This window comes from Burkholderia sp. NFPP32, assembly GCF_900119325.1.
In the GTDB taxonomy this organism is placed as follows: domain Bacteria; phylum Pseudomonadota; class Gammaproteobacteria; order Burkholderiales; family Burkholderiaceae; genus Burkholderia; species Burkholderia pyrrocinia_C.
The window spans coordinates 407,902-433,333 of sequence record NZ_FPJP01000002.1 but is presented as its reverse complement, the minus strand read 5'-3'; the positions used below and the strand labels follow the sequence as shown (position 1 = coordinate 433,333).

General features: G+C 69.8%; 23 protein-coding genes. 11 read left to right on the top strand and 12 right to left on the bottom strand.

All coding sequences use genetic code 11. The features are described 5' to 3' along the window. Nucleotides 1-24: 24 nt before the first annotated feature. Nucleotides 25-1,560 (bottom strand): sigma-70 family RNA polymerase sigma factor, encoded by a 1,536-nt coding sequence (locus tag BT264_RS06270; RefSeq protein WP_072436570.1) that lies wholly within the window; start codon nucleotides 1,558-1,560, stop codon nucleotides 25-27. 296 nt (nucleotides 1,561-1,856) lie between these two features. Between BT264_RS06270 and BT264_RS06265 the strand changes: the two genes are divergently transcribed. Next, entirely contained in the window at nucleotides 1,857-2,279 is a 423-nt protein-coding gene (locus BT264_RS06265) for a hypothetical protein (protein WP_072436571.1), read from the top strand. Between the two features lie 33 nt (nucleotides 2,280-2,312). Next, nucleotides 2,313-3,239: an SH3 domain-containing protein gene (locus BT264_RS06260; RefSeq protein WP_072436572.1), complete on the top strand. Its 927-nt coding sequence runs from the start codon at nucleotides 2,313-2,315 to the stop codon at nucleotides 3,237-3,239. A gap of 157 nt (nucleotides 3,240-3,396) precedes the next feature. Here the strand turns inward: BT264_RS06260 and ilvD are convergent, their stop codons facing one another. The 5 genes from ilvD to BT264_RS06235 form a co-directional block, all read right to left on the bottom strand. After that, the gene (gene ilvD / locus BT264_RS06255; RefSeq protein WP_072436573.1) at nucleotides 3,397-5,256 is read right to left on the bottom strand and encodes a dihydroxy-acid dehydratase; all 1,860 of its coding nucleotides are present in this window, start codon (nucleotides 5,254-5,256) and stop codon (nucleotides 3,397-3,399) included. A 279-nt stretch (nucleotides 5,257-5,535) separates the two neighbouring features. Beyond that, entirely contained in the window at nucleotides 5,536-6,558 is a 1,023-nt protein-coding gene (locus tag BT264_RS06250; protein ID WP_072436574.1) for an Ldh family oxidoreductase, read from the bottom strand. After that, a complete protein-coding gene (locus BT264_RS06245; protein WP_072436575.1) occupies nucleotides 6,551-8,143 on the bottom strand; it encodes an aldehyde dehydrogenase (NADP(+)) in 1,593 nt (530 codons plus the stop codon). Before BT264_RS06245 ends, BT264_RS06250 begins: the two co-directional genes overlap by 8 nt. Before the next feature lie 75 nt (nucleotides 8,144-8,218). Beyond that, nucleotides 8,219-9,844: an APC family permease gene (locus tag BT264_RS06240; RefSeq protein WP_072436576.1), complete on the bottom strand. Its 1,626-nt coding sequence runs from the start codon at nucleotides 9,842-9,844 to the stop codon at nucleotides 8,219-8,221. Between the two features lie 232 nt (nucleotides 9,845-10,076). Beyond that, on the bottom strand, nucleotides 10,077-10,997 hold the full coding sequence (locus BT264_RS06235) for a dihydrodipicolinate synthase family protein (RefSeq protein ID WP_011547925.1): 921 nt from the start codon (nucleotides 10,995-10,997) through the stop codon (nucleotides 10,077-10,079). A 251-nt stretch (nucleotides 10,998-11,248) separates the two neighbouring features. Here BT264_RS06235 and BT264_RS06225 point away from each other — a divergent pair, with 251 nt between their 5' ends. The 7 genes from BT264_RS06225 to BT264_RS06195 all read left to right on the top strand — a co-directional run bounded on the left by BT264_RS06225 (nucleotide 11,249) and on the right by BT264_RS06195 (nucleotide 16,356). Beyond that, a complete protein-coding gene (locus BT264_RS06225; protein WP_072436906.1) occupies nucleotides 11,249-12,181 on the top strand; it encodes a 4-hydroxyproline epimerase in 933 nt (310 codons plus the stop codon). Continuing rightward, nucleotides 12,178-13,305, top strand: a complete 1,128-nt coding sequence (locus BT264_RS06220; protein ID WP_072436577.1) for an NAD(P)/FAD-dependent oxidoreductase — start codon at nucleotides 12,178-12,180, stop codon at nucleotides 13,303-13,305. The genes BT264_RS06225 and BT264_RS06220 overlap by 4 nt, the downstream gene beginning before the upstream one ends. After that, entirely contained in the window at nucleotides 13,302-13,535 is a 234-nt protein-coding gene (locus tag BT264_RS06215; RefSeq protein WP_072436578.1) for a 2Fe-2S iron-sulfur cluster-binding protein, read from the top strand. Before BT264_RS06220 ends, BT264_RS06215 begins: the two co-directional genes overlap by 4 nt. After that, on the top strand, nucleotides 13,532-14,800 hold the full coding sequence (locus tag BT264_RS06210) for an NAD(P)/FAD-dependent oxidoreductase (RefSeq protein WP_072436579.1): 1,269 nt from the start codon (nucleotides 13,532-13,534) through the stop codon (nucleotides 14,798-14,800). Before BT264_RS06215 ends, BT264_RS06210 begins: the two co-directional genes overlap by 4 nt. Nucleotides 14,801-15,157: 357 nt before the next feature. After that, nucleotides 15,158-15,508 (top strand): ArsR/SmtB family transcription factor, encoded by a 351-nt coding sequence (locus BT264_RS06205; RefSeq protein WP_072436580.1) that lies wholly within the window; start codon nucleotides 15,158-15,160, stop codon nucleotides 15,506-15,508. Further along, complete coding sequence (locus tag BT264_RS06200) at nucleotides 15,498-15,932, top strand: YeeE/YedE family protein (protein WP_072436581.1); 435 nt, start codon at nucleotides 15,498-15,500, stop codon at nucleotides 15,930-15,932. Before BT264_RS06205 ends, BT264_RS06200 begins: the two co-directional genes overlap by 11 nt. A gap of 1 nt (nucleotide 15,933) precedes the next feature. Further along, nucleotides 15,934-16,356, top strand: a complete 423-nt coding sequence (locus tag BT264_RS06195; protein ID WP_072436582.1) for a DUF6691 family protein — start codon at nucleotides 15,934-15,936, stop codon at nucleotides 16,354-16,356. A 159-nt stretch (nucleotides 16,357-16,515) separates the two neighbouring features. Here the strand turns inward: BT264_RS06195 and BT264_RS06190 are convergent, their stop codons facing one another. Continuing rightward, complete coding sequence (locus tag BT264_RS06190; RefSeq protein WP_072436583.1) at nucleotides 16,516-16,866, bottom strand: hypothetical protein; 351 nt, start codon at nucleotides 16,864-16,866, stop codon at nucleotides 16,516-16,518. A gap of 194 nt (nucleotides 16,867-17,060) precedes the next feature. On the opposite strand from BT264_RS06190, the gene BT264_RS06185 reads away from it, so the two are divergent. Beyond that, complete coding sequence (locus BT264_RS06185; RefSeq protein WP_072436584.1) at nucleotides 17,061-18,554, top strand: aminotransferase-like domain-containing protein; 1,494 nt, start codon at nucleotides 17,061-17,063, stop codon at nucleotides 18,552-18,554. Nucleotides 18,555-18,614: 60 nt separating this feature from the next. Here BT264_RS06185 and BT264_RS06180 read toward each other — a convergent pair whose 3' ends face one another. From BT264_RS06180 to BT264_RS06170, 3 genes are all read right to left on the bottom strand, one after another. Next, a complete protein-coding gene (locus BT264_RS06180) occupies nucleotides 18,615-18,890 on the bottom strand; it encodes a CppA family protein (protein ID WP_034179770.1) in 276 nt (91 codons plus the stop codon). Between the two features lie 97 nt (nucleotides 18,891-18,987). Then, complete coding sequence (locus tag BT264_RS06175) at nucleotides 18,988-20,388, bottom strand: cytochrome-c peroxidase (RefSeq protein ID WP_072436585.1); 1,401 nt, start codon at nucleotides 20,386-20,388, stop codon at nucleotides 18,988-18,990. Next, nucleotides 20,385-21,848 carry a metallophosphoesterase family protein gene (locus BT264_RS06170; protein WP_072436586.1) on the bottom strand — a complete coding sequence of 488 codons (1,464 nt, stop codon included), beginning with the start codon at nucleotides 21,846-21,848 and terminating at the stop codon, nucleotides 20,385-20,387. Before BT264_RS06170 ends, BT264_RS06175 begins: the two co-directional genes overlap by 4 nt. A 178-nt stretch (nucleotides 21,849-22,026) precedes the next feature. On the opposite strand from BT264_RS06170, the gene BT264_RS06165 reads away from it, so the two are divergent. Next, nucleotides 22,027-22,875: a class I SAM-dependent methyltransferase gene (locus BT264_RS06165; RefSeq protein WP_072436587.1), complete on the top strand. Its 849-nt coding sequence runs from the start codon at nucleotides 22,027-22,029 to the stop codon at nucleotides 22,873-22,875. Nucleotides 22,876-22,980: 105 nt separating this feature from the next. Here the strand turns inward: BT264_RS06165 and BT264_RS06160 are convergent, their stop codons facing one another. Both BT264_RS06160 and BT264_RS06155 read right to left on the bottom strand, forming a co-directional pair. Beyond that, nucleotides 22,981-23,292 (bottom strand): hypothetical protein, encoded by a 312-nt coding sequence (locus tag BT264_RS06160; protein WP_072436588.1) that lies wholly within the window; start codon nucleotides 23,290-23,292, stop codon nucleotides 22,981-22,983. A 61-nt stretch (nucleotides 23,293-23,353) separates the two neighbouring features. Continuing rightward, entirely contained in the window at nucleotides 23,354-25,375 is a 2,022-nt protein-coding gene (locus BT264_RS06155; RefSeq protein ID WP_072436907.1) for a BCCT family transporter, read from the bottom strand. Nucleotides 25,376-25,432: the final 57 nt, after the last annotated feature.

Genomic DNA, 25,432 nt, shown 5'->3' with positions numbered 1-25,432 from the left:
TGTGGGCACGACCGCGCGTCGCGCTTACGCGTCGAGAAACGACTGCGCGTTCTCGGCCTCGGCGGCCGTGCGCAGCGCGGCGAGCGCACGTTTCTCGATCTGCCGCACGCGTTCGCGCGACATGCCGGCGTCCTGCGCGATCGCGTCGTACGTATCGGGCTCGGTGCCGCCGAGGCCGAACCGCCGGCGCAGCACGTCGGCCTCGGCCGGCGTGACCGACCGCAGCAGCGACGTCACGCATTCGCGCATGCGCGTGTCGGCAAGTTGCTCGAACGGGCTGGCCGACGCCTGGTCCTCGATCAGGTCCACGAGGCCGGTGTCCGCGTCGGGCAGCGGCGTGTCGAGCGAGACGGGCTCGGCGGGCAGCGCGAGCACCGCGCGCACCTTGTCCTCGTCGAACCCGGTTTCGGCCGCGAGCTCGGCAGGCGTCGCCTGGCGGCCCGTGCGCTGGCGAAAGCGCAGCGCATGCCGCCGTACACGCTGGTACTGGTCGCCGACGTGCACCGGCACGCGGATCGTACGCGAGCGATCCGCGACCGCGCGCGCGATCGCCTGACGGATCCACCAGGTCGCATACGTCGAGAACTTGAACCCGCGCCGGTATTCGAATTTCTCGATCGCGCGCATCAGGCCGAGGCAGCCGTCCTGCACGAGATCGGACAGGTCAATGCCGCGGTTCATATATTTGCGCGCGATCGACAGCACGAGCCGCAGGTTCGCCTCGAGCATCGCGCGGGTCGCGTCGTGCACTTTCTGCTGGCCGTCGGTCAGCGCCGCCGCGAGGGCACGCCGGGCGACCGCGTCGAAGCGGGCGGCTTCGCCCGCTGCGGCGTCGTGCGGGGCTGACGCGAGCGCGCGCACGACGCGGCTTGCGTCGTCGACGGCCGGCGCGACCCACGCGATCGTGCCGAGCAGCGCGGCCACGCGGTTGCGCGCGTCGCGGTATTCGGCCGAACGGCAGCCATGCGCAAGCAATGCGCCGCGCAGCGCCGACACGGCTTCCTGCAGCGCGTCGTAGCTGGCGGGCATGGGCGTGTCGCCGTCGTCGTCATCGGGCGATCCGGCCGCGCCGGCGGCACCCGATGCACGGTGACGCGCAAGCAGTGCGTCGACCGCCGCCGGACAGCCGGCGAGCGCGTGCAGCACCTGGTGGCGGCCCGTCTCGATTTCGCGGGCGAGCACGATTTCGCCTTCGCGCGTCAGCAGCGGTACCGCCTGCATGCGCCGCATGTAGAGCGCGAGCGGATCGGTCGATGCGCTCGTGCCGCGTGCGAGGTCGCCGAGCACGGCCCGGCCTTCGTCGAGCGTGTCGCGATCGACTTCGACAGGCGCCGTGCCGGCGAACGGCGCAGGCGCGGCCGGTTCGTCGAGCACGGCGATGCCGATGTCGGCGAGCGCGGCGCGCACGACGTCCAGCGCGTCGGGGCTGTCGCTTTCGGGCGGCAGCGCGTCGACGAGGTCGGCGTGCGTCAGATAACCCTGTTCGCCGGCGAGCGCCAGCAACTGGATGATCGGATCGAGCGGCGTGTCCGCCCGGGGAGTGGGGCGTGGCGTAGTCATGTCGATGGCGGCGTGAGCCGCGCTCCTGTCGGGGCGGGCCGAAGTCCGCCGGTTCTCGGCTGCCGGATGTCCGCGAACGCCCGTCCGCGCCGGTCAGCCTGACATCGTTCAAGTTGAGGGCATTTGCGCCAACTTCAACGCGGGCGCGGCAGACGGGCAGCATGCGGCATGCCCGCACGACCGGCCGGCGCAGGAAACAAAAAGTAACCGATCATACCCGCGGAAATCTGCAGGGGACGTAAGCTAGAGTCAGGCGCGCGCCCGGCGGCGGCGCGCGGATTATGCCGGAGCACGAGATGAACCCGATTCCCGCCGCGAGGCCCGCCGTCATCGCGCTGGCCGCGCTGACGCTCGGCGGCTGCTACTACACGAGCCCGTACGGGTATGCGCCTTATTACGCGCCGGCGCCCGCCACGGTAACACAGCGCGAGATCCCGGTTGCACCTGCCGCGCCCGGCGCGGCCCTTTCGCCGGCTCCCGACACGCCGGCCGACGTCGTTGCGCCGGTGCCGGTGTATGTCGCGCCGGCCTATGTGCCGCCGCCGTATCCGTACTACTACCCCGCGTACTATCCGGGCTGGTACGGGCCGCCCGTCACGATCGGCTTCTGGGGCCGTTGGGGCGGCGGATACTGGGGCGGGCGCGGCGGGTACTGGCATCGTCCGTGGGGCGGCGGGCATTGGGGCGGCGGCCACTGGGGCGGCGGCCATCGGCACTGACGGGCGCGCGGCGGGGCCGCGCGGGAGAGCATCATGAGCAACACGATTGTCCGAAGTCTGTGCGTCGTCCTGCTTGGCCTCGCGGCCGCGCCGGGCGTCGCCGATGCGCAGAGCAGCGCCTACACGAACTCGCCGGCCGAGCTGTACGCCGGGCCGGCGCCCGATTATCCGGTGGTCGCGCAGATCCCGCCCGACACGGCGCTGGACGTATTCGGCTGCCTGAGCGACTACTCGTGGTGCGACGTCGCGCTGCCGGGCGTGCGCGGCTGGATCGATGCGCAGTTGCTCGAGTATCCGTACCAGGGCAACTACGTGCCGTTGCTCGAATACGGCGCGATCATCGGGGTCCCGGTGACCGGATTCGCGATCGGCGCGTACTGGGATCGTTACTATCGGCACCGCCCGTGGTACCACGACCGCGATCGCTGGGCGCATCGCGCGGAACCGCGGCTAGGCCCCGGCGGATTCCCGCCGGGGCAGGGTCGTCCGCGGCCGGGTGGGCCGATACAGGCCGAGCCGGGCGGTCCGGCGCCGGGGCCGCATGATGCGCGGCCGTCGGCCACGCGCGGCGGCTGGAACGGAGCGAACCGCATGCCGGCGCCGGCGGCACCTGCACCTGCGCCGATGCAGGCCGCGCCGGGCGGCCCGGCGCCGGGGCTGCATGATGCGCAGCCGTCGGCCACGCGCGGCGGTTGGAACGGAGCGAACCGCACGCCGGCGCCGGCGGCACCTGCGCCTGCGCCGATGCAGGCCGCGCCGGGCAATGCCCGGCCGGCGGGCCCGCCGCCGGCCGTATTGCGCCCGCCTCCCGCGCCGGGCGGTGAAGCCCGTCCGATGCCGCCCGTGCATCAGGGAGGCGGCGGCGGTGGCGGTGGTTACGCGCGGCCGCAAGGCGGCGGAAACGGCGGCGGTAACCGCGGTGGTGGCGGAGGCGGCGGTACCGACGAATACCGTCATTGACCGCACCGGCCCCGCGATTTCTCCGTGCGCAGGACGAAAAAAAGCCGCTCCGGAGAGCGGCTTCTGGATCAGGCGAGCGGGCGCCGGGCGGTTGTGTGGCGCCGCAGCCCGAGCGGACTGTCCGTCGCCGGTTACCCGTCGTCGGTAGGCCGCCCCGTCAGTCGTCGAGCAGCGACACGTCGCGCACCGCGCCCTTGTCGGCCGACATGACCAGCTTCGCGTACGCCTTCAGCGCCGCGGACACCTTGCGCGGACGCGGCTGCGCCGGCTTCCAGCCCTTCGCGTTCTGCTCTTCGCGGCGGCGCGCCAGTTCCTCGTCCGACACCAGCACGTCGATCGTGCGGTTCGGGATGTCGATGCGGATCCTGTCGCCGTCGCGCACGAGGCCGATCGCGCCGCCCGCTGCCGCTTCCGGCGAGCAGTGACCGATCGACAGGCCCGACGTGCCGCCCGAGAAGCGGCCGTCCGTCAGCAGCGCGCATGCCTTGCCGAGCCCCTTCGACTTGATGTAGCTGGTCGGGTAGAGCATTTCCTGCATGCCGGGGCCGCCCTTCGGGCCTTCATAGCGCACGATCACCACGTCGCCCGCCTTGACCTTGTCGTTCAGGATGTTCTCGACCGCTTCGTCCTGCGATTCGGTCACGTGAGCCGAGCCTTCGAACACGAGGATGCTTTCGTCGACGCCGGCCGTCTTCACCACGCAGCCGTCGAGCGCGATGTTGCCCGTCAGCACGGCGAGGCCGCCTTCCTTCGAGAACGCATGCTCGTACGAGCGGATGCAGCCTTCGGCGCGGTCGAGGTCGAGGCTCGGCCAGCGCGTGTCCTGGCTGAAAGCGACCTGCGTCGGGATGCCGGCCGGACCGGCCAGGTAGAACGTGCGGACCGCGTCGTCCTGCGTGCGCACGATGTCCCACTGGTCCAGCGCATCCTTCAGCGTCGGTGCGTGGATGGTCGGCACGTCGGTGTGCAGCTTGCCGGCGCGCTCGAGCTCGCCGAGGATCGCCATGATGCCGCCCGCGCGGTGCACGTCCTCGATGTGGTACTTGTTCGTGTTCGGCGCGACCTTGCACAGCTGCGGCACGGTGCGCGACAGGCGGTCGATGTCCTTCATCGTGAAGTCGATGCCGGCTTCCTGCGCGATCGCCAGCAGGTGCAGGATCGTGTTGGTCGAGCCGCCCATCGCGATGTCGAGCGTCATCGCGTTCTCGAACGCCTTGAAGCCGACCGAGCTCGGCAGCACGCGTTCGTCGTCCTGCTCGTAGTGCTGGCGCGTCAGTTCGACGATGCGGCGGCCGGCGCGCTTGAACAGCTGCTCGCGATCGGCGTGCGTGGCGACCACCGTGCCGTTGCCGGGCAGCGACAGGCCGAGCGCTTCGGTCAGGCAGTTCATCGAGTTCGCGGTGAACATGCCCGAGCACGAGCCGCAGGTCGGGCAGGCCGAGCGTTCGACTTCGGCGACGTCGGCGTCCGAATACGACTGGTCGGCCGCGATCACCATCGCGTCGACGAGGTCGAGCTTCTTCAGTTCGACGGTCTTGGTGACCGGGTTCGCGAGGCGCGTCTTGCCGGCTTCCATCGGGCCGCCCGACACGAAGATCACCGGAATGTTCAGGCGCATCGCGGCCATCAGCATCCCCGGCGTGATCTTGTCGCAGTTCGAGATGCACACCATCGCGTCCGCGCAGTGCGCGTTCACCATGTATTCGACCGAGTCGGCGATGATGTCGCGGCTCGGCAGCGAATAGAGCATGCCGTCGTGGCCCATCGCGATGCCGTCGTCGACCGCGATCGTGTTGAATTCCTTCGCGACGCCGCCGGCAGCCTCGATCTCGCGCGCGACGAGCTGGCCGAGATCCTTCAGGTGCACGTGCCCGGGCACGAACTGGGTGAACGAGTTGACGACCGCAATGATCGGCTTCGAGAAATCGTCGTCTTTCATGCCGGTGGCGCGCCACAGCGAGCGCGCACCTGCCATGTTGCGGCCGGCGGTGGAGGTTTTGGAACGGTAAGTGGGCATTGTGGTTGCTGAAGAAATATCGCGGAAAAGGGTGGAGGCACGGGAATAAAGGCCTCTCTCGCGCCCGTGCGAACAACCTCTTGAGCTGCGCCCTGGGCAAACCGGGCGATTATCCCACAGCCGCCGGGGGCGTGGCGCCCGCGGGGCAGGCAACCGGCGCGGGCGGCGGGCGCGGCGCGGAATGCGCGGGAGGCTGCGGCACGCCCGCGCGCCGGTTCGGGAGGCGGCCGGATCCCGCATTTATCGACGATGCCTGCGCGCCGCCTCCGCGTTCCGGCGTCAGTCGAGCAGCGTCAGGATCTCGTCGTAAAGCGCCTGCGGAATCCGCACGCCGTTCGCGATGCTGCGCGCGCGGGCGTCGAAGCGCCGTTGCGACGGCAGCCGCGCGCCCTGCGCGACGATCGACCCGAACATCCGCTCGCCGCGCGCGAGCCCCGCGTCGAGATCGTCGCCGAGGAACACCTTCGGATCGAACGCGATCACGAGCTCGCCGTGGCACGGCGTCGCGCCGACGCCTTCGTCGAAATCCATCGATTCCCGGCTCGTCATGTCGCCGATCAGCGCGCCGCCGAGCAATTCGACCATCGCCGCGAGCGCCGAGCCCTTGTGGCCGCCGAACGTGCGCATCGCGCCCTGCAGCGCGGCCTTCGGATCGGTGGTCGGCTGGCCGTCGGCGTCGATCGCCCAGTGCGGCGGAATCGCCTTGCCTTGCTTCGCGTGCAGTTCGATGTCGCCGCGCGCGATCGCGCTCGTCGCGAAATCGAACACGAACGGCTCGCCGCCCGGGCGCGGCCATGCGAACGCGATCGGGTTCGTGCCGAACACCGGCTCGCGGCCGCCTTCCGGCGCGACCCAGCTGTGGCTCGGGTTCAGCGCGATGCCGACCAGCCCCTCGGCCGCGATCGCCTCGACCTCGGGCCACAGCGCGGAGAAGTGGTAGCAGTGGTTGATCGCCATGGCGGCGATCCCGTGCTGCTTTGCCATCTCGACGAGCACGGGCAGCCCGGTTTCGAAGCTCAGCAGCGAGAAGCCGCGATGCGCGTCGACCGCGACGATCGACGACGACAGCCGGCGCAGCGTCGGCACGGCTTGCGGATCGACCTTGCCCTTCTTCAGCGAACGCACGCACACGAGCAGCCGGTACACGCCGTGCGAATGGCATTCGTCGCGCTGGCCCTGCGTGATGACCTTGGCGATCGCCCGCGCATGCGCATCGGACATCCCGTTGTGCGTCAGTACGCGCAGCGCGAGCGCATGGACTTCGTCGAGCGACAGGACGACTTCGGCGGTTTGCTCAGACATGGTTCACCTCGCGCGGCGCGGGCACGCCGTCGATACGCTGCGGCACGTTCAGCGGATTGCCGTTGCGGATCGCTTCCGGCAACAGCGCGTCCGGCAGGTCCTGGTACGACACGGGGCGCAGGAAGCGTTCGATCGCGCGTGCGCCGACCGACGTCGTGCGCGTGTCGGACGTCGCCGGGAACGGGCCGCCGTGCACCATCGCGTGGCCGACCTCGACGCCGGTGCCGAAGCCGTTGACGAGAATGCGGCCGGCCTTGCGCTCGAGCGTCGGGCGCAGCGCGGCGAACAGCGCTGCGTCGCCGTCGGCGAGATGCGCGGCGATCGTCAACTGGCCTTCGAGCGACTTCAGCACGCGATGCAGCGTGTCGGCGTCCGGGCAGCGCACGATCAGCGAAGCGGGGCCGAACACTTCTTCGCGCAACTCGGGGCGCGAGATGAACGCGTCGGCCGACGTTGCGAACAGCGCCGCGCGGGCCTGATGGCGGCCGCCTTCGGCGCCTTCCGCCAGCAGCTCGACCGCATCGTGCCCGCGCAGCGCCGCGACACCTTGTGCGTAGCTCGCGTGGATGTGCGGCGTCAGCATCGTCTGCGCGGCCGCCGCGCGCACGACATCGGCCGCCGCAGCTTCGAACGCGCGCAGCGCGGGGCCGTCGACCGCGAGCAGGAGGCCCGGGTTCGTGCAGAACTGGCCGGCGCCGAGCGTGAGCGACGCGACGAACTGCGGCGCGATGGTGTCGTGACGCGCGTCGAGCGCGGCGGGAAGCAGCAGCACCGGATTGATCGAGCTCATTTCCGCATAGACGGGAATCGGTTCGGGGCGCGCGGCCGCGATATGCATCAGCGCGACGCCGCCGCGGCGGGAGCCGGTGAAGCCGACGGCCTTGATGCGCGGATCGGCGACGAGCGCCTGGCCGATCTCGCGCGACGCGTCGAACAGCAGCGAGAACACGCCGGCCGGCATCCCGCATTCGCGTGCGGCCTGCTGGATCGCGCGGCCGACGAGTTCCGACGTGCCAGGATGCGCGGAATGCGCCTTGACGATCACCGGGCAGCCGGCCGCGAGCGCCGATGCCGTATCGCCGCCGGCGACCGAGAACGCGAGCGGGAAATTCGACGCGCCGAATACGGCGACGGGCCCGACCGCGACGTTGCGCAGGCGCAGGTCGACGCGCGGCAGCGGCTTGCGCTCGGGGCGCGCCGGATCGATCCGCGCATCCAGAAAACCGCCGTCGCGCACGAGCGACGCGAACAGCGCGAGCTGGCCGACCGTGCGGCCGCGTTCGCCTTCGACGCGTGCGCGCGGCAGGCCCGTTTCGGCGACGCAGCGTTCGATCAGGTCGTCGCCGAGCGCCATGATGTGCCGGCCGATCGCGTCGAGAAACGCGGCGCGCGCGTCGAGCGTCGTTTCGCGATACGTGTCGAACGCGTCGTCGGCGAGCGCGCAGGCCGTCTCCAGGTCGTGCAGGCTCGCGCCGCCGAAAGCGGGTTCGAGTGGCTCGCCGGTCGCGGCGGCGATCGCGTGGAGGGTGCCGTTCTGTCCGGCGACGGCGGACTGGCCGATCAGGAGCTGACCTGTGAGTTGCATGGTTTTCCTCGAAAAAAACAGGGGCCGGGTGTGGTGCACCCGGCCGGAGCGATGGTGAGAAGGCGGGCGGGTGCGTCAATCCTCGTCGTCGTCGAGCTGCAGCTTGTCGGAACGGACGCCGGAATGCGCGCCCCAGTAGTAGATGACGAGCGCGACAGCCGCGACGACGACCGTGTCGTACGGATGCGCGAGCCGGCCCGTGCCGCCGAAGCCGCCGAGATACGACAGCACGATCATCGCCGCATAAAACGCGATCAGCCACGCGGACGAGCGCACCTGTTCGGCGAGGCTCAGGTGCGCGGTCGGCACCCAGCGGCGGCACGCGAGATAGATGACGAACATCGCGATCTGCAGGCCGAGCAGCCAGGACACCGTGCTCCAGCCCGACCAGTAGACGATCAGCGCGGCGATCACGAACGACGCGGGGCCGGTGATGCCGAACGCGCTCGCGCGGAACGGCCGCGGCAGGTCGGGCGCGGTGCGACGCAGTGCGGCGACCGACACGGGCGCGACCGCATAGCTCAGCACCAGCGCGGCCGACACGATGTTGATCAGCGCTTCCCACGACGGGAACGGCATCGTCCAGAAGATCGCGAGGCCGAACGTGAGCCACAGGCCCGCGCGCGGGATGCCCGACGCTTCGTCGACGCGCGTGAACACCTTGAAGAACGTGCCCGTCTTCGCCCAGCCGTAGACCACGCGCGGCGTCGCGTTCATGTAGATGTTGCCGCAGCCGCTCGGCGAGATCATCGCGTCGGCGACGACCATCACCGCGAGCCAGCCGACGCCGAGCGCGAGCGCGATGTCGCGGTACGGCAGCGTGAACGCCTTGCTGATGTCGTGCCAGCCGCCGGCGAGCATGGCAGTCGGGATGCTGCCGATGAACGCGAGCTGCAGCAGCACGTAGATCAGCGTCGACAGCAGGATCGACAGGATCAGCGCGATCGGGATCGTGCGCTGCGGATTGCGCACCTCGCTCGCGACCGACACGATCGGCGTGAGCCCGAGGTACGCGAAGATGATGCCGCCCGCGGACACGGCCATCTCGATGCCCGGCATGCCGAACGGCGCGAAGCCGTGCACGGTCAGGTTCGCGGGCTTGAAGAACGTGAACAGCACGCCGATCACCGCGAGCGGCACGATGAACTTGAAGATGCTGATGATGTTGTTCGCCTTCGCGAACGTCTTCACGCTCGAATAGTTCAGGTAAAAGAAGAAGCAGAGCAGCGCGGCCTGCACGAGCCAGCCGATCGTCGTCGGGTCGCTCGATCCTTCTACGGTCAGGCCGGGAAACCACGCGGCCGCGTACTGGCGCGCGGCGACGACTTCGATCGCGATCAGGCTCGAGAACGCGATCAGCGTGATGAAGCCCATCAGGTAGCCGAGCAGCGGGCCGTGCGAGAACACCGGGTAGCGGACCACGCCGCCCGCGCGCGGTAGCGCGGCGCCGAGTTCGCAGTAGACGATGCCGAGCAGCAGCACCGCGAAGCCGCCGAGCAGCCACGAGAAGATGCCGGCCGGGCCCGCGATCGTCGACACGTGACTCGCGGCGAACAGCCACCCCGAACCGAAAATGGCGCCGAGACCGATGAACGTGAGATCGGTCAGCGACAACTGTTTCTTGAACTTGCCGTGACCCGCGTCGGGGTGCACGGCACGGGAAAGCGGGACGGACGGGTGAGCGTTGCCTTGGCCTGGCATGGGCTTGTCTCCTGAGGGAATGGCGGTGCAGGCGTCGAGTGCGCCGCGCTCCGACGGAGCCGCGCGCACGCCTGCCGGCCGGCGTCGCCCGGTTCGAACGACCGGGGCGGGCCGCGGGCCGTTCACGAGCGGCGCACGCTGGCGCCGGGGCGAACGGGCCCGCAGGCCATGCCGGACCGGAGACGGCGGCGCGCAGGGCGGAAGGCCCGCGCGCCGCCGCAGGGGAAGTCGATCAGAGACCGACGTCGGGCAGCGCCGGGCGCGTTTCGAGCGCCTTCGCGACGATTGCCTTCACTTCCGCGAGCGTGTCGCCCTGCAGCGCGAGGCGCGGCGGACGCGTGATCGCGCTGCCGCGGCCGACCAGCTCTTCGCACAGCTTGATGCACTGCACGAGGTCGGGGCGCGCGTCGAGGTGCAGCAGCGGCATGAACCAGCGGTACAGCGCGAGGGCTTCGTCGAAGCGCTTTTGCTTGGCGAGGCGGAACAGCGTCTCGCCTTCCTTCGGGAACGCGTTCGACATGCCCGACACCCAGCCTTCGGCGCCGACCGCGATGCTCTCGACCACGACGTCGTCGAGGCCCGCGAACAGCACGAAGCGATCGCCGACCGCATTGCGCAGGTCGATGAAGCGGCGCGTGTCGCCCGACGAATCCTTGAAGCAGACGATGTTCTCGCAGTCCTGCAGCGCGATCAGCACGTCGGGCGTCACGTCGTTCTTGTAGATCGGCGGGTTGTTGTAGACCATCACCGGCAGGTCGGTGCTCGTCGCGACCGCGCGGAAGTGTGCGGCGGTTTCATGCGGCTTCGCCGAGTAGACCAGCGCGGGCATCACCATCACGCCGTCGACGCCGACGCGCTGCGCTTCGCGCACCGTGTTGCGCGCGAATTCGGTCGTGAATTCGGCGATGCCGGCGATCACCGGAATCTTGCCGCCGGCCGCGTCGCGCGCGGCCTCGATCACCTGCAGCTTCTCGCTCGTCGACAGCGACGTGTTTTCGCCGACCGTGCCGCAGACCACGAGGCCCGACACGCCGTCGTTCACCAGGTTCTTCACCACGCGGTGGGTGGCGTCGATGTCGAGGGAAAAGTCCGGCTTGAACTGGGTGCTGACGGCCGGGAAAACCCCGGTCCACTGAATGGCTTTGCGGCTCACTGAAATCTCCTACGTTCGTATCGGTCGGCCGACGGGTGTGTCGGTGTGGCAACCAGTATCGCCGCGCAAATGCCCATCACGCTTGAGTCGTATCGCGGAGCAAAATGACGAAATCGGCACAGCGGCCGCCCGGCGCGCGAAGGGCGCCTCGCACTATGCCGATTTCGTCGTCGTCCTCATCGAAAAGCCACAAGCGGACGGACGCGCGACAGAGGAAGCTATGCTCCTTTCCCCACTTCGGACGGCTCATGATGAAGCGCATCCAGATCATCGATTCGCACACGGGCGGCGAACCCACTCGGCTCGTCGTGTCCGGTTTTCCGTCGCTCGGCAGCGGCACGATGGCCGAGCGACGCGACGTGCTCGCGCGCGAGCACGATTGTTATCGCACCGCGTGCATCCTCGAACCGCGCGGCAGCGACGTGCTGGTCGGCGCGCTGCTGTGCGAGCCGGTATCGCCCGACGCGGCGGCCGGCGTGATCTTCTTCAACAATAGCGGCTATCTCGGCATGTGCGGGCACGGCACGATCGGCGTCGTGCGCACGCTGCATCACATGGGGCGCATCCGGCCTGGCATTCATCTGATCGAGACGCCCGTCGGCACCGTCGAGGCGACGCTGCACGACGATCTGTCGGTCAGCGTGCGCAACGTGCCCGCGTATCGTCACGCGAAGGGTGTCGCGGTCGACGTGCCGGGTTACGGCCCCGTGAAGGGCGACATCGCATGGGGCGGCAACTGGTTCTTCCTGATCAGCGACCACGGGCAGCGCGTCGCCGGCGACAACGTCGCGGCGCTTACCGCGTATGCGTCGGCCGTGCGCGAAGGGCTCGAACGCGCGGGCATCACCGGTGCGAACGGCGGCGAGATCGACCATATCGAACTGTTCGCCGACGATTCCGAGCACGACAGCCGCAGCTTCGTGCTGTGCCCGGGCCTCGCATACGACCGTTCGCCGTGCGGCACCGGCACGAGCGCGAAGCTCGCGTGCCTCGCGGCCGACGGCAAGCTCGCGCCGGGCGCCGTGTGGCGGCAGGTAAGCGTGATCGGCAGTGTGTTCCAGGCCAGCTACGAGCAGGCCGACGGCGGCATCGTGCCGACGATTCGCGGCAGCGCGCACCTGAGCGCTGAAGCGACGCTGCTGATCGAGGAAGACGATCCGTTCGGCTGGGGCATCGTGTCGTGAGCAACGCAAGTACCGACGTCGTCGTGATCGGTGCCGGCATCGTCGGCGCGGCGTGCGCGCACGAACTCGCGCAGCGCGGGCTGCGCGTGCTCGTCGTCGACGACGCGAGCGGCGGTGCGACCGGCGCGGGGATGGGCCACCTCGTCGCGATGGACGACAACACGGCCGAGCTCGCGCTGAGCCATTACTCGATCGAGCTGTGGCGCGCGTTGAGCGGCGAGATGCCGGAAGGCTGCGCGTACCGCAACTGCGGCACGCTGTGGCTCGCGGCCGACGCGCACGAAATGGATCTCGCGCGCGCGAAGCAGGCGACGCTTGCCGCGCACGGCGTGGCCGGCGAGCTGATCGACGCGGCGACGCTCGCGCAACTGGAGCCGATGCTGCGCGCGGGCCTGGGCGGCGCGCTGAAGATTCCGGGCGACGCGATCCTCTATGCGCCCGTTACCGCGAACTGGCTGCTGCAGCGTGTCCCGCGCATCACGTTGCGCCGCGACCGGGCCGTTGCGGTCGATGGACCAAGCGTGACGCTCGCGAGCGGCGACACATTGCGCGCGGAACGCGTGGTCGTCGCGAACGGCGTCGCGGCACGCACGCTGCTGCCCGAACTGCCGCTGCGCCCGAAAAAGGGCCACCTGCTGATCACCGACCGCTATCCGGGCCGCGTGTCGCACCAGCTCGTCGAGCTTGGTTATGCGGCGAGCGCGCATGCGAGCGACGGCACGTCGGTCGCGTTCAACGTGCAGCCGAGGCCGACCGGCCAGCTGCTGATCGGCTCGTCGCGCCAGTTCGACACCGAGGACGCGCGCGTCGAGCCGCCGGTGCTCGCGCGGATGCTGCGCCGCGCGGTCGGCTACCTGCCGGATCTGGCCGACCTGAACGGGATCCGCTCATGGACAGGGTTCCGTTCCGCGAGCCCCGACGGCCTGCCGCTGCTCGGCGAGCACCCGGCGCGGCCGGGCGTGTGGCTCGCGGTCGGGCACGAAGGGCTCGGCGTGACGACCGCGCCGGGCAGCGCGCGGCTCGTCGCCGCGCAGATGGCCGGCGAACGGCCGCCCATCGATATCGAACCGTATTTGCCGGGACGCTTCCTGACCGCGTCCCCCGTAGCCGGAGCGCTGACATGATCATTCATCTGGACGGCCGCGCGCTGACGGTGGCCGACGGCGCGACCGTCGCGGCCGCCGTCGCGGCGAGCGGCGACGACACGACGCGCGTGTCGTGCACGGGTGCGGCGCGTGCGCCGTTTTGCGGAATGGGGATTTGCCAGGAGTGCCGGATGACGATCGACGGCCGCCGCCGGCTGGCTTGCCAGACGCTGTGCCGCGACGGGATGCAGGTGGAGCGCGTCAGATGAAACAGGAACGACTGAGTGTCGACGTCGCGATCGTCGGGGCGGGCCCGGCCGGGCTGTCGGCCGCGCGGGCCGCCGCGCAAAGCGGTGCAACGGTTGCGATCGTCGACGACAACCCGCGCGCGGGCGGGCAGATCTGGCGGCAAGGCGCAGCGGCCACGCCGGTTTCGGCCGCCGCCGAACGCCTTGCCGTACTGAGGCAGCCGAACGTCACGCACCTTGCAGCGACGCGCATCGTCGCCGAAACGCAATCGGGCACGCTGCTGCTCGAGGACGACGAGCGCGGGCTGCTGCTCGATTTCCGGACGCTGATTCTGTGCTGCGGCGCACGCGAGCTGCTGCTGCCGTTCCCGGGCTGGACGCTGCCGGGCGTCACCGGCGCGGGCGGGTTGCAGGCGCTGGTCAAGTACGGCCTCGACGTGCGCGGGCAGCGCACGGTGATCGCGGGCAGCGGGCCGCTGCTGCTGGCGAGCGCGGCGACGGCACGTCAGGCCGGCGCGCGCGTGTCGCATGTGCTGGAACAGGCCGCGTGGGGCGACGTGGCAGGCTTCGGCGCGGGGCTGTGGCGCTGGCCGTCGAAGCTTGCGCAGGCCGCGAAGCTCGTCACGGCCGCCTATCGGCCGGACGCGCACGTCGTCGAAGCGTTCGGCGACAAGCGACTCGAACGCGTGCGGATTCGCCACGGCGATCGCGAGTTCGACGTCGACTGCGACCGGCTCGCGTGCGGCTTCGGCCTCGTGCCGAACACCGTGCTGCCGAGCCATCTCGGCTGCCGGATAGAGAACGGCGCGGTGGCGGTCGACACGCACCAGCGTACGAGCCGCGACGGGTACTTCGCGGCCGGCGAGTGTACGGGCGTCGGCGGCAGCGAGCTGGCGATGGTCGAAGGCGAAATCGCCGGTTATGCGGCGACCGGGCAGACGGCGCCATTGGCCGCGCTCGTCGCGCGGCGCGCGCACTGGCAGGCTTTCGCAGATGCCGTACGCGAGCGTTTCGCGATCCGCGAGCCGATCCGCCGGCTTGCGCGGCCCGATACGCTGCTGTGCCGCTGCGAGGATGTGCGCTTCGATGCGGTTGCGCAGGAGCCGGGCTGGACGGCTGCGAAGCTGCAGTCGCGTTGCGGGATGGGCGCATGCCAGGGCCGTGTTTGCGGCGCGGCCGCACAGGTGCTGTTCGGCTGGACGCCGCCGGTGCCGCGCACACCGCTCGTGCCCGCGCGGGTCGGCACGCTGATGCTCGACGGCACGGCGTCCTGCGACGGCGCGTGACGCGCTACGGCGAAGCGGCCCGGTTGGCGCCGGGCCGCGTCATTCACTCCACCTTCACTTTCTCCCATCCCTCCACCTGAGGCGCCGCACAGGCACTCGATCGTCGCGGCCACGGCCGCGTGATTCGCGTTGTCGAGGTGCCAGTACATCGAAACCGCGCTCTGGCTCTCGAGTTCCATCGGCACGAGGCCGGCGCGCGGCATGGTTCGCGCCGATGTGATGCGTGCGTCGGCCGTGAGTGTGATCGCGGGCGAGCAAGCCTGAGCGAAGGGCGCAAGGTCGCCGATGGGTAAATAGCAGAAAGCGACATTATATGAATTGATATACTATTTATTCTTTAATTGTCTTCCCGCCTCGATGAACAACGATCTTCCCGCCGGGCTGCCCGAGCCCGACCAGATGCGTGCAGCCGCCGAATCGGCCTGCGCGCTCCTCAAGGTGCTGTCGAATCCCGACCGGCTGCTGCTGCTATGCGAACTGTCGCAGGGCGAGCGCTGCGTGAGCGATCTCGAGACGACGCTGGACATCCGCCAGCCGACGCTGTCGCAGCAACTCGGCGTATTGCGGGACAACGCGCTGGTCCGCACGCGCCGCGAAGGCAAGAACATCCACTATTCGCTCGACAGTCCGGCCGCGATCGCGGTAATGGGCGTGCTGTATGAACAGTTCTGCGGCCCGGCCGCGAAGGGGACACGCGATGCAGCTTGATGCGCTTCATTTCACGCCGTGGCTGTCGCTGGCCGGCGGCGTGCTGATCGGGCTCGCGGCCGCATGGCTTGTCGCGTTCAACGGCCGGATTGCCGGCATCAGCGGCATCGTCGGCGGCCTGTTCGCGGCGGGTCCAGGAGAGCGCGACTGGCGCGTCGCATTCGTCGCCGGTCTGATCGCCGCACCGCTCGCGATGCGCGTCGCCGAAGCCGGCCTGACGCCGCAGATCGACGCAAGCTGGCCCGAGTTGATGGCGGCCGGCCTGCTGGTCGGGATCGGCACGCGATATACGGGCGGCTGCACGAGCGGCCACGGCGTGTGCGGGATGTCGCGCGGCGCGCTGCGTTCGGTGGTCGCGACCGCGACTTTCATGATCGCGGGCTTCGTGACCGTATTCGTGCGGCGGCACGTGCTGGGAGGCTGACATGCAGGCAGGATTCGCGTTTCTGGCGGGGCTGCTGTTCGGCGTCGGCCTCATCGTGTCGGGCATGGCCAATCCGCAGAAGGTGCTCGGCTTTCTTGACCTGGCGGGCCGCTGGGATCCGTCGCTCGCGTTCGTGATGGCCGGTGCGACGGGCGTTGCCGTGTTCGCGTTCGCATGGGCGAAGCGCCGGACGCGGTCGTGGCTCGGCTTGCCGATGCAGTTGCCGGCCTTGCGGGCGATCACCGTGCGCCTGGTCGCCGGAAGCGCCGTGTTCGGCATCGGCTGGGGGATGGCCGGGTTCTGCCCGGGGCCCGCGATCGTGTCGATCGGCTTCGGGTCGGCCAAGGGGATCGGGTTCGTCGTCGCGATGCTGGCCGGGATGGCGATATTCGAGTGGGTCGAGCGTCGCAGGAACTTGCGGTGATTCGATGGCCGTCGCGTGCCGGGCAGGCTGCGGCGGACGACGCGGTTTCTTCGGATGAGGTGGCTGGAGCGCAGTGCGTTCGCTCGTTGCCGCGATGGTGTGGTGGCTGCGTGGCCGTCTCCGCGAGTGGGTGAATCGGCAAGCCGGCAAGTTGCGACGTCAGGAATGCTCTCGCACATGATGGCCGCCGCGCACCCGCCCGGACAGCCGGCGCAGGATCGCGCGCCACGCCGCGAGCATGCCTCGGCGGCCGGCAGGCTCCACGACTGCCGTGCTGACCGCACCGGCGCCGCCGGCCGACAACGCCACGTGACCGGCCGTCTCGAGCATCAGGCATTCGCCTTCGTCGAGCACGCGGCGAATGTACTGCGGCGCGTCGGGCAGCCAGTCGAGCCCGCCGTGACGCAGCGTGACCGCGAGCGCACCGTCCAGCACGATCACCTGGCTGCCCTTGTCGAACCACGCAAAGTGGCTTTGCCCGGCGTCGAGCCGGATATGTTGCGTCCGCATGGCGATCCCTTTTCCCGGTTGCGCGGCCTCGCGACGGCGAGGCGACAGCGTGCAGTCAGGTTAGGGAAACAGGCGCGGGCACGACAGATTCAGGGGACGGGAATCTGTTGCGGTGCAGGCGCCGATTTTGCGTCGCTGTATCGGTGGTTTTTCCCGGAATCTGTATCTGGCGTGCACCCGGACGCGCGGGCACGATGGCCCGCATGACGCCTTTCGCCGACGCATCCCGCACGCCTTTGCCGATGGACGGCGAGCCACTTTACGAACGGCTCGCCGAACATTACCGCCGCATCATCGCGGCCGGCACGCTGTCGCCCGGCGACCGGATGCCGTCGGTGCGCGCATTCATGGCGCAGCACGGCGTCAGCCTGTCGACCGCGATCCAGGCATTCCGGCGGCTCGAGGATACGGGCTGGTGCGAGGCGAAGCCGCGCTCGGGCTACTTCGTGCGGCGCCGCGCGTCGGCCGTGCTCGAAACGCTGCCGGAAAGCGACGGGCCGCCGCTAAGCGTCGAGCCGCCGTTCGCGGGCCTGCACGAACGTGTGTCGCGCGTGATCGACCGCGCGAATACGGCAACCGATGCGTTGAATCTCGGCGGCGCGTCCGCGCTGGCCGCGCTGTATCCGACCGAGCGCCTGCAGGCGCTTGCGATCCGGCTGCTGCGGCGCAAGCCGACGCTGCTGACCGACGCGGGGCCCGTCGGCGGTTCGCCCGAATTCCGGCAGACGATGGCCAAACGCGCGCTGTCGTACGGCGTGACCGTGTCGCCGGACGACGTGATGTCGACGAGCGGCGGCGTCGATGCGGTGAATCTCGCGCTGCGTGCGGTGGCACGCCCAGGCGACACGATCGCGATCGAATCGCCGGCCTTCTTCGGCTTGATCCAGTTGCTCGAAAGTCTCGGTTTGCGCGCGCTCGAAATCCCGGCCAGCCCGACGACCGGCCTGTCGATCGAGGCGCTCGAAGTGGCGCTGACCGCGTATCCGGACATTCGGGCCGTGGTCGTCGTACCGAACCTGCAGAACCCGCTCGGCTGCGTGATGCCCGACGAACGCAAGGCCGCGCTCGTCGCGCTGTGCTCGCGCCACGGCGTGGCCGTGATCGAGGACGAGCCGTATCGCGAGCTCGTCGAGGCGCCGCAGGCGGTCAAGCCGGCCAAGGCATGGGACCGCGACGGCACGGTGATCTACTGCCCGTCGTTCAACAAGGTGCTGGCCCCCGGGATGCGGCTCGGCTGGATGAGTGCGGGGCGCTGGCATGCGCGCGTGAAGATGCTGAAGTTCGCGCACAGCCGGCACAATGCCGCGTTGCTGCAGGCCGTTGCCGCCGAATTCGTCGGCTCGGGTGCGTTCGATCGCCATCTGCGCCGGTTTCGCGAACAGTTGCGCGTGCAGCGCGATGCGACGATCGACGCGATTGCACGGCATTTTCCGGCCGGAACCCGGATGAACCAGCCGCCGGGCGGGATGCTGCTGTGGATCGCGTTGCCGGAAGGCGTGCGTTCCGACGCGCTGTTCGATGCCGCGCTGGCGCATGGAGTAAAGATCGCGCCCGGTTCGATCTTCTCGAATTCCGACCGCTTCGACGCTTATATCCGGCTTGCGTGCACGCGCGTGTTCGATGCGGCGCACGAGGCGGCTTTTGAAACGCTCGGCCGCCTGATACGCGATGCCGCGGCGGCCGCATAAGCACGGCGGCTGCCGGCCGTGCTCGCGCACGCGGGATCGCTCCGGCAGGCCGCTGCCGTGTCAGCGGCCTGCCGAATGCGAAGCGAGGTGCTGGCGGATCAACGACAGGTAACGATCGCCGACCGAGAAATCGCGTGCGACGCGCGGCCGTTCGGCCTGGCGCAGCGTGGCCGGCGCGCTCATGCCCAGATACCGGCAGACGGCCGACGGAAACGGCTTGCGCGTATGCCCGAGCTGGCGCGCCGCGCGCTCGACGCGGGCGTCGCCGACCTGGGCACGAAGCCACGCCAGCACTTGGCGATCGGTGTCGTTGACGATACGGACCAGATGTTCCATCGCGCACCTCACTGTTCATAAATACAGTACTGTAAATATAACCAGTGTTTGCGGCGGCCGCAAGCGGGCGCGCTTGCGGCTGGCCGTTCGGCCAGGGTCAGCGCGCCGGCGGGGTGGTTCGGCGGTCCGGCGATCCGGCAATCCGGGCGGCAGGGGGAGCAGCCGCGGCGATGCCCGTATAGCGCGCGTCGGTCAGCGTGCCGAGGAACGCGACGATGTCGTCGATTTCCGCGTCGGTCAGCGCGGGCGGCGTGCCGGGCCGGCGGTTCATCGGCGTCGAGTTGACGTTGATGTTGCCGCGATAGGCGGCCGGCACGTCGTCGAACGTCCCGGCGCCGTGATACCAGAAGCCGGGGTCGGTCGAGCGCGTGTTGTAGAACGCGACCGCGTCGCGCAGCGTCGTGAACACGCCGTTGTGCATGAACGTCTGCTTGACCGCGACGTTGCGCAGCCCCGGCGTGCGCAGGTAGCCGCACCATTGCGTCGGCTCGGGCCAGCGCAGCCGCCGTGCGGTGTCGCACAGCCCGTTGTCGAAATGGCGCGGATCGCGGTTCGCAGGCAGCGCGCGGTTGCGCGGCACGGCGATCGCGTCATAACCGAAATCGGTGAACAGCGAGCGCTCCGGGCGGCTCGACGTGTCCGACAGCGTATGGCAGGTCATGCAGTTGCCCTTGTCCGGATTCCGGAACAGCGCGAGGCCGCGCATCTCGGCCGGTGCGAGCGGTTTGCGCGTGCGCAGGAACGCGTCGAAGCGCGACGTGAACGGCGCCATCTCGTCGCTCTGCAGATAGGCTTCGACGGCCGAACCCAGCGCGCGCACGAGTTGTTCGGGATCGCGTCGCACCGGCGCGCCGAAGCGCGCGGCGAGATCGGGCGCGAGTTCGGTCGCATTGACCTTGCGCAGCAGCGCGGCCGGCGATCGGTTGTTCATCTCGTTCGGATCGAACAGCGGCCCGCGGATCTGCTCGGCGAGCGTATCCGCGCGGCCATCGCTGAACAGTCCGCCGAACGGCGACGGCGCGGGCGCATCGTCGTCCTGGTAGAAGTGGCGGCGCGGCACGTAGCGAACATAAAGCAGCGACGGCGCATTGCGCCGGCTGAAGCGCCCGGGCCGGCTGCCTTCCGGCACGCCGGGCCCCGCGAGCGAAGCCGCCGACAGCGTCGGTGCGAACGCACGGCCCGGATCGTGGCAGCCCGCACACGACATGCCGCGCGGCTCGGACAGCCGCGGGTCGAAGAAGATCCGGCGGCCGAGCGCGACGAGCGACGGATCGGGCGCGAAGCGTGCGGTGGCCGCGTCGATCTTGCCCGTCACCTGCGGCGTGCCGTTGCCGATCGTGTCGACGACGCGCGACGGCGGCGCGCCGGGGAGCAGGACCGTTTCGGACGGAGCGGCGTGCGCCGCCAGCGCCAGGCCGGCGAGCACGGCCGCGGCAAGCGTGTGCAGCGTTTGCCGGCCGCGCGCAACGCGGCCGGCATCTCGAACCTCTTCACTCACGGCGCAATGAACCCCGTCTTGTCGCAGGCGAGCGTCGTGCCCGACTGGTTGCACGACGCGAGCAGCTTGCCTGCCGCCGAATACGCACGGAACACCCAGCCCGTCGCGGGTGCCGCACGGCGTTCCATGATCAGGAAGCCGAAGCTGTTGTTGTGCGACAGCCGCTCGATCACGGCGCCCGGTGCCGGCGTCAGGCCGGCCGGGAACGGGTCGGGCAGTGCGACGTCGAGGTTGTCACCGCCGTTGCCGGACACGATCGTCGCCGGGTGCCCGGACGAAAAGTTGATCGCCTGGAAGTCGTGCACGTGACCGTGCAGCGCGACGTGTACGCCCGGCGGGTAGTACGCCTGCGCGTTGAGGCTCGCCATCACCGACTGCAGCGCGAGGTTGCCCGGCGCGGGCGTGCTGCCGGCGATCGGCGCGAATGCGAGGATCGGATGATGGTTCGTGAAGATCGTCGTCGTCATGCCGGCCTTCGACGCGAGCGCGGCCACCGTCTGGAACTGCTTCTGGTAGATGCCGAATTGCGCGTCGGTCGTCTTGAGCGGCGTGCGGCCGACCTTCGCGGTGTCGAACACGATCACCTGCGAGCCGCCGCCGAGCGACACCGCATAGGGTTCCGAATAGTTCGCGTTGGTGTCGTTGGCCGGATCGTCGCACGAACGGGCGGCCGAATACGGGCGCGGATCGAGGAAGCGGTACCAGCCCTGGCCTGCGCGCGCGCATTCCTCGTGGTTGCCGCGCACGACGACCCACGGCGCCTTCGCGAGCAGCGGTGCGGCCGGGCGGAACAGGTCGGCCTGCCACGTATCCCAGCCATAGCCCCATGGGCTGTCCTTGCAGCCGGCGATGTCCGGCGGGCATGCGTTCTCGCGATAGTGGTAGTCGCCGACGTGCAGCACCAGGTCGGGCGACAGCTTCGCGACGCTGGCCGCGATCGTGTCGAACGGCCAGACCGTCGCGTCGTTGCACGCCTGCCATGCGTTGTCGGCCTTCTTCATTCGGCAGCCGGTGTCGGCGATGATCGCGATGCGCTGCGGCTGTGCCTTCGGCAGCGGCAGCGTGCGGCCCGCGACGCTCGCCGCCTGTGCATCGGCCGGCAACGTCGTTTCGCAGACGGAGACCGGGAAGCTCGACGGCTTCGAATCGGCCGGGTCGCTGGCGGTCGGCCGCTGGGCCGGGGTCGCGGCGCCGGCGCGCAGCGTCATGCGCGACAGCTTGCCGTCGACGGTCAGTTGCGGACACAGCGGATCGCCGGCCGACGCGGGGGTGTAGTTCGTGATGATGCGCGCGATTGCCTGGTTCGCGTCGCCGATCTCGACCCACGCGGCCTGGACGTTGACCGACGCACTGGCCGGGTCGGCCGGCGTATCGATGTGATTCGAGCACGCGGACAGCGCGGCGAGGGCAACAAGGGGGGCGCAGCGCGCGAGCAGTGCGCGCGGGAGGAGTCGTCGCATGGGAGGCACCGTAGGAAAGTCGTCAACGATACGCAGCACGAATGTAAGAAATGTGAAAAACGGGGCGCGGTGGGGGGCTCGTCTACGCGCCGGGTTTCGCGGCCGGGGCCTTGACCTCAAGCCGGCTTGAAGCAGCACAGTGTGCTTTATGACCAATGAACCAGAAAGGGAATCGACAATGGAAACCAACCGGCCCAACGACGAGCAATCCGCGCTGTGGAATGGCCCGTCGGGGCGTGCATGGGTCGATGCGCAGGCGCCGATCGACCGGATGTTCGAGCCGTTCGAGGCGCTGCTTGCCGATGCGGCGGCTGCGTCGTCGGCGCGCAGCGTGCTCGACGTCGGCTGCGGCACGGGCGCGGTCACGCTTGCGATCGCGCGCCGGCTCGGCACGGACGCGCAATGCATGGGTATCGACATCTCGGCCCGGATGATCGATGCCGCGCAGGCGCGCGCCGAACGCAGCGGCATTCATGCCCGCTTCGTGTGCGCGGACGTGCAGACGCATGCATTCGAGCCCGCGAGCGTCGACCTGATCGTGTCGCGCCTCGGCGTGATGTTCTTCGACGACCCGGTCCGGGCCTTCGCGAATCTGCGGCACGCGGCGCGGCCGGACGCGCAGATGCGGTTCGTCGCATGGCGCAGCGCGGCCGACAACCCGTTCATGACGACGGCCGAGCAGGCCGCCGCGCCGTTGCTGCCGAACCTGCCCGCGCGCCGGCCCGGCGCGCCGGGGCAGTTCGCGTTCGGCGACCGGCAGCGGATCGCGTCGGTGCTGTCGGACAGCGGCTGGGCCGACATTGCGATCGAGCCGGTCGACAGGGCGTGCGTGCTGCCCGAGCCGGCGCTGGACGACTACATCGCGCGGCTGGGTCCGGTAGGGCTCGCGCTGCTGGAGACGGACGACGCGACGCGGCGGCGCGTGGTCGAGAAGGTGCGTGTCGCGTTCGAGCGTTACGTGCACGGCACGGACGTGCGTTTCGACGCGGCGTGCTGGCTCGTGACGGCGCGCGCGCCGTCCGCGTAACGCGTTGCGATAAAGCGGATCAGGGCAGGCACGTCGCCGCCTGCTGACCCCGCGTGTCGCCGTTCGCGCTTGACTGACGAAGCCGCGCCGCGCGACATGCACGCGTCAGCGTTTCCGCGCGCGCAGCATCAGCCACGCGCAACCTCCGGCAACCAGCGCGAGGCCGAGCAGGACGGCTTCGACGCCGAGCGCGAAGCCGGGCGGCATTTCACCGCTGTTCGGCACGGGCGACAGGTTGCCGCCCATCGCGATGGCGCCGCCGGCCAGCAGCGCGATGCAGACGATCCAGTAGGCCTTGCCGCGCGGCGCCGCGGCCCGGATCCGCCACAGCGCGATGCCGGCTCCGCCGAGATAAAGCACGGCGAGCGTGCCAAGCGCGACGAGGTCGGCGGCGCGGCTTTGCAGGAGCCCGCTCATCGTGCGGCTCCGCCGAACGCGCCCGGCCAGCGGGGTGCAGCGAGGGTTGCGGCGTGCGTGCTCATTCGGCCTCCGTCGCGTGTCCCGGCGCGCGGCTCAGCAGATGCGTACGCTTGTCGGCCGCGAGCGACACGTAGCGTTCGTACTGGCGCAGCACGTCGGCGATCACTTCGTCGCCGCGCAGGTATTCGACGTCGTAGCCGAGCCGCCCGTCCTCGAAGAACGTGACGATCCCGTACACGTGCGCACGGGCCGCTTCCGGCTCGGCCGCCTCGCGCACCAGGTACGCGGCCGCGGATTTCACCGTCACGCGCACGCCGTACACGAAATCGCGGTGCTCGGCGGTCGGCACGGTGAGCCGCACGGCGTCGTCGCTGTCGCGCTGCACGTGCGCATCGACGCCGCTCGCGCGCAGTTCGTCGGCGACCTTGCGCAGCGCGGGCTCGACCATCTCGGCGACGAACTGGCGCGCCTCGGCCTCGGTCGTCTGCCGCAGGATGTGCGTCAGCCGGTGGCGCCAGTGCTGGCCGGTCCAGTAGCTCGCCGCAGGCGCGATCTCCTGCGAATAGTGCGCGCGGTCGGCCGCGAGCCCGCGCCACAGCCCGTAGCAGAGCGCGAGCATGATGATGGCGACCGGCAGCGCGGCGATCAGCGTCATCGCCTGCAATGCGCCGAGCCCGCCGGCGACCAGCAGCACCGCGGCCGTCACGCCGAGCAGCGCGGCCCAGAACAGCCGTTGCCAGACGGGCGAATGCGCGTTGCCGCGCGTCGCGATCTGGTCGATCACGAACGCGCCCGAATCGGCGGACGTGACGAAGAACACCGCGATCAGCACGATCGCGGCGATCGACAGCAGTTGCGACAGCGGCAGGAAATCGAAGAAGCGGAACAGCAGCGCATCGACGTTGGTGGCCGTCTGCGCGAGTGCGCCGGCCGCGCCGTGCGTGTCGAGCCAGATCGCGCTGTTGCCGAACACGGTCATCCACACGAGGTTGAACGCGGTCGGCACGAGCAGCACGCCGATCACGAACTGGCGGATCGTGCGGCCGCGCGAGATGCGCGCGATGAACATGCCGACGAACGGCGACCACGAGATCCACCACGCCCAGTAGAGGATCGTCCAGCCGCCGAACCAGCCTTCCTCGCGCGGCGACGCATACGCATAGGTGCGAAACGACAGGTCGACGAGATTCGACAGGTACTGGCCGATGTTGTCGCCGAGCGCGCGGAACAGGAATGCCGTCGGGCCCGCGACGACCACGAACGCGAGCAGCAGGAACGCGAGCAGCAGGTTCAGCTCGGACAGCCGGCGCACGCCCTTGTCGAGACCGCTGGCGGCCGACAGGCCCGCGAGCAACACCACGATCGCGACGAGCCCGACGCGAAACAGATTGCTGCCGGTGTCCCAGCCGACGACCGTATGCAGGCCCGCGCTCATCTGCATCACGCCATAGCCGAGCGTGGTCGCGATGCCGGCGACCGTGCCGACCAGCGCGAATGCATCCACGGTATGGCCGATCCAGCCGTTCACGCGTTCGCGCAGCACCGGATACAGGCCCGAGCGCAGCGTCAGCGGCAAGTTGTAGCGGAACCCGAAATATGCGAGCACGAGCCCCATCAGCCCGTAGATCGCCCACGCATGGAAGCCCCAGTGGAAGAAGGTCATCAGCATCGCCTCGCGCGCGGCGGCGGGCGTGCCGGGGTCGACGGTCGGCGGCTTCAGGAAGTGCTGCATCGGCTCGCCGACGCCGAAATACATGAGGCCGATGCCCATGCCGGCCGCGAACAGCATGGCCGTCCACGACACGAAGCTGAACTCGGGTTCGGCGTCGTCGGGGCCGAGCCGGATGTTGCCGAAATCGCTCGCGGCGATCAGCACGAGAAACACGAGGAACGTGGTGACGGCCAGGACGTAGAACCAGTCGAAGCGCATGACGACCCATTGCTGGCCGGCGGAGAACAGCGTGCCGGCTTCGCTCGGGAGCAGCGCACAGACGGCCAGCAGCGCACCGATGACCGCGAGCGCGGGCAGGACGACCTGCGGCTTGAATGTCGTGCGCGGGGAGGGACGGGAATCTGGCATGTCGGGCATCCAGTTGTGGGCGCAACGAGGCGCGACGCCGTCCGGCGCGCACGTTGC

Coding starts and splice junctions, on each gene's coding strand:
- BT264_RS06270 (WP_072436570.1), bottom strand. CDS start 1,560: ATGACTACGCCACGCCCCACTCCCCGGGCGGACACGCCGCTCGATCCG.
- BT264_RS06265 (WP_072436571.1), top strand. CDS start 1,857: ATGAACCCGATTCCCGCCGCGAGGCCCGCCGTCATCGCGCTGGCCGCG.
- BT264_RS06260 (WP_072436572.1), top strand. CDS start 2,313: ATGAGCAACACGATTGTCCGAAGTCTGTGCGTCGTCCTGCTTGGCCTC.
- ilvD (WP_072436573.1), bottom strand. CDS start 5,256: ATGCCCACTTACCGTTCCAAAACCTCCACCGCCGGCCGCAACATGGCA.
- BT264_RS06250 (WP_072436574.1), bottom strand. CDS start 6,558: ATGTCTGAGCAAACCGCCGAAGTCGTCCTGTCGCTCGACGAAGTCCAT.
- BT264_RS06245 (WP_072436575.1), bottom strand. CDS start 8,143: ATGCAACTCACAGGTCAGCTCCTGATCGGCCAGTCCGCCGTCGCCGGA.
- BT264_RS06240 (WP_072436576.1), bottom strand. CDS start 9,844: ATGCCAGGCCAAGGCAACGCTCACCCGTCCGTCCCGCTTTCCCGTGCC.
- BT264_RS06225 (WP_072436906.1), top strand. CDS start 11,249: ATGAAGCGCATCCAGATCATCGATTCGCACACGGGCGGCGAACCCACT.
- BT264_RS06215 (WP_072436578.1), top strand. CDS start 13,302: ATGATCATTCATCTGGACGGCCGCGCGCTGACGGTGGCCGACGGCGCG.
- BT264_RS06210 (WP_072436579.1), top strand. CDS start 13,532: ATGAAACAGGAACGACTGAGTGTCGACGTCGCGATCGTCGGGGCGGGC.
- BT264_RS06205 (WP_072436580.1), top strand. CDS start 15,158: ATGAACAACGATCTTCCCGCCGGGCTGCCCGAGCCCGACCAGATGCGT.
- BT264_RS06200 (WP_072436581.1), top strand. CDS start 15,498: ATGCAGCTTGATGCGCTTCATTTCACGCCGTGGCTGTCGCTGGCCGGC.
- BT264_RS06195 (WP_072436582.1), top strand. CDS start 15,934: ATGCAGGCAGGATTCGCGTTTCTGGCGGGGCTGCTGTTCGGCGTCGGC.
- BT264_RS06190 (WP_072436583.1), bottom strand. CDS start 16,866: ATGCGGACGCAACATATCCGGCTCGACGCCGGGCAAAGCCACTTTGCG.
- BT264_RS06185 (WP_072436584.1), top strand. CDS start 17,061: ATGGCCCGCATGACGCCTTTCGCCGACGCATCCCGCACGCCTTTGCCG.
- BT264_RS06180 (WP_034179770.1), bottom strand. CDS start 18,890: ATGGAACATCTGGTCCGTATCGTCAACGACACCGATCGCCAAGTGCTG.
- BT264_RS06170 (WP_072436586.1), bottom strand. CDS start 21,848: ATGCGACGACTCCTCCCGCGCGCACTGCTCGCGCGCTGCGCCCCCCTT.
- BT264_RS06165 (WP_072436587.1), top strand. CDS start 22,027: ATGGAAACCAACCGGCCCAACGACGAGCAATCCGCGCTGTGGAATGGC.
- BT264_RS06160 (WP_072436588.1), bottom strand. CDS start 23,292: ATGAGCGGGCTCCTGCAAAGCCGCGCCGCCGACCTCGTCGCGCTTGGC.
- BT264_RS06155 (WP_072436907.1), bottom strand. CDS start 25,375: ATGCCAGATTCCCGTCCCTCCCCGCGCACGACATTCAAGCCGCAGGTC.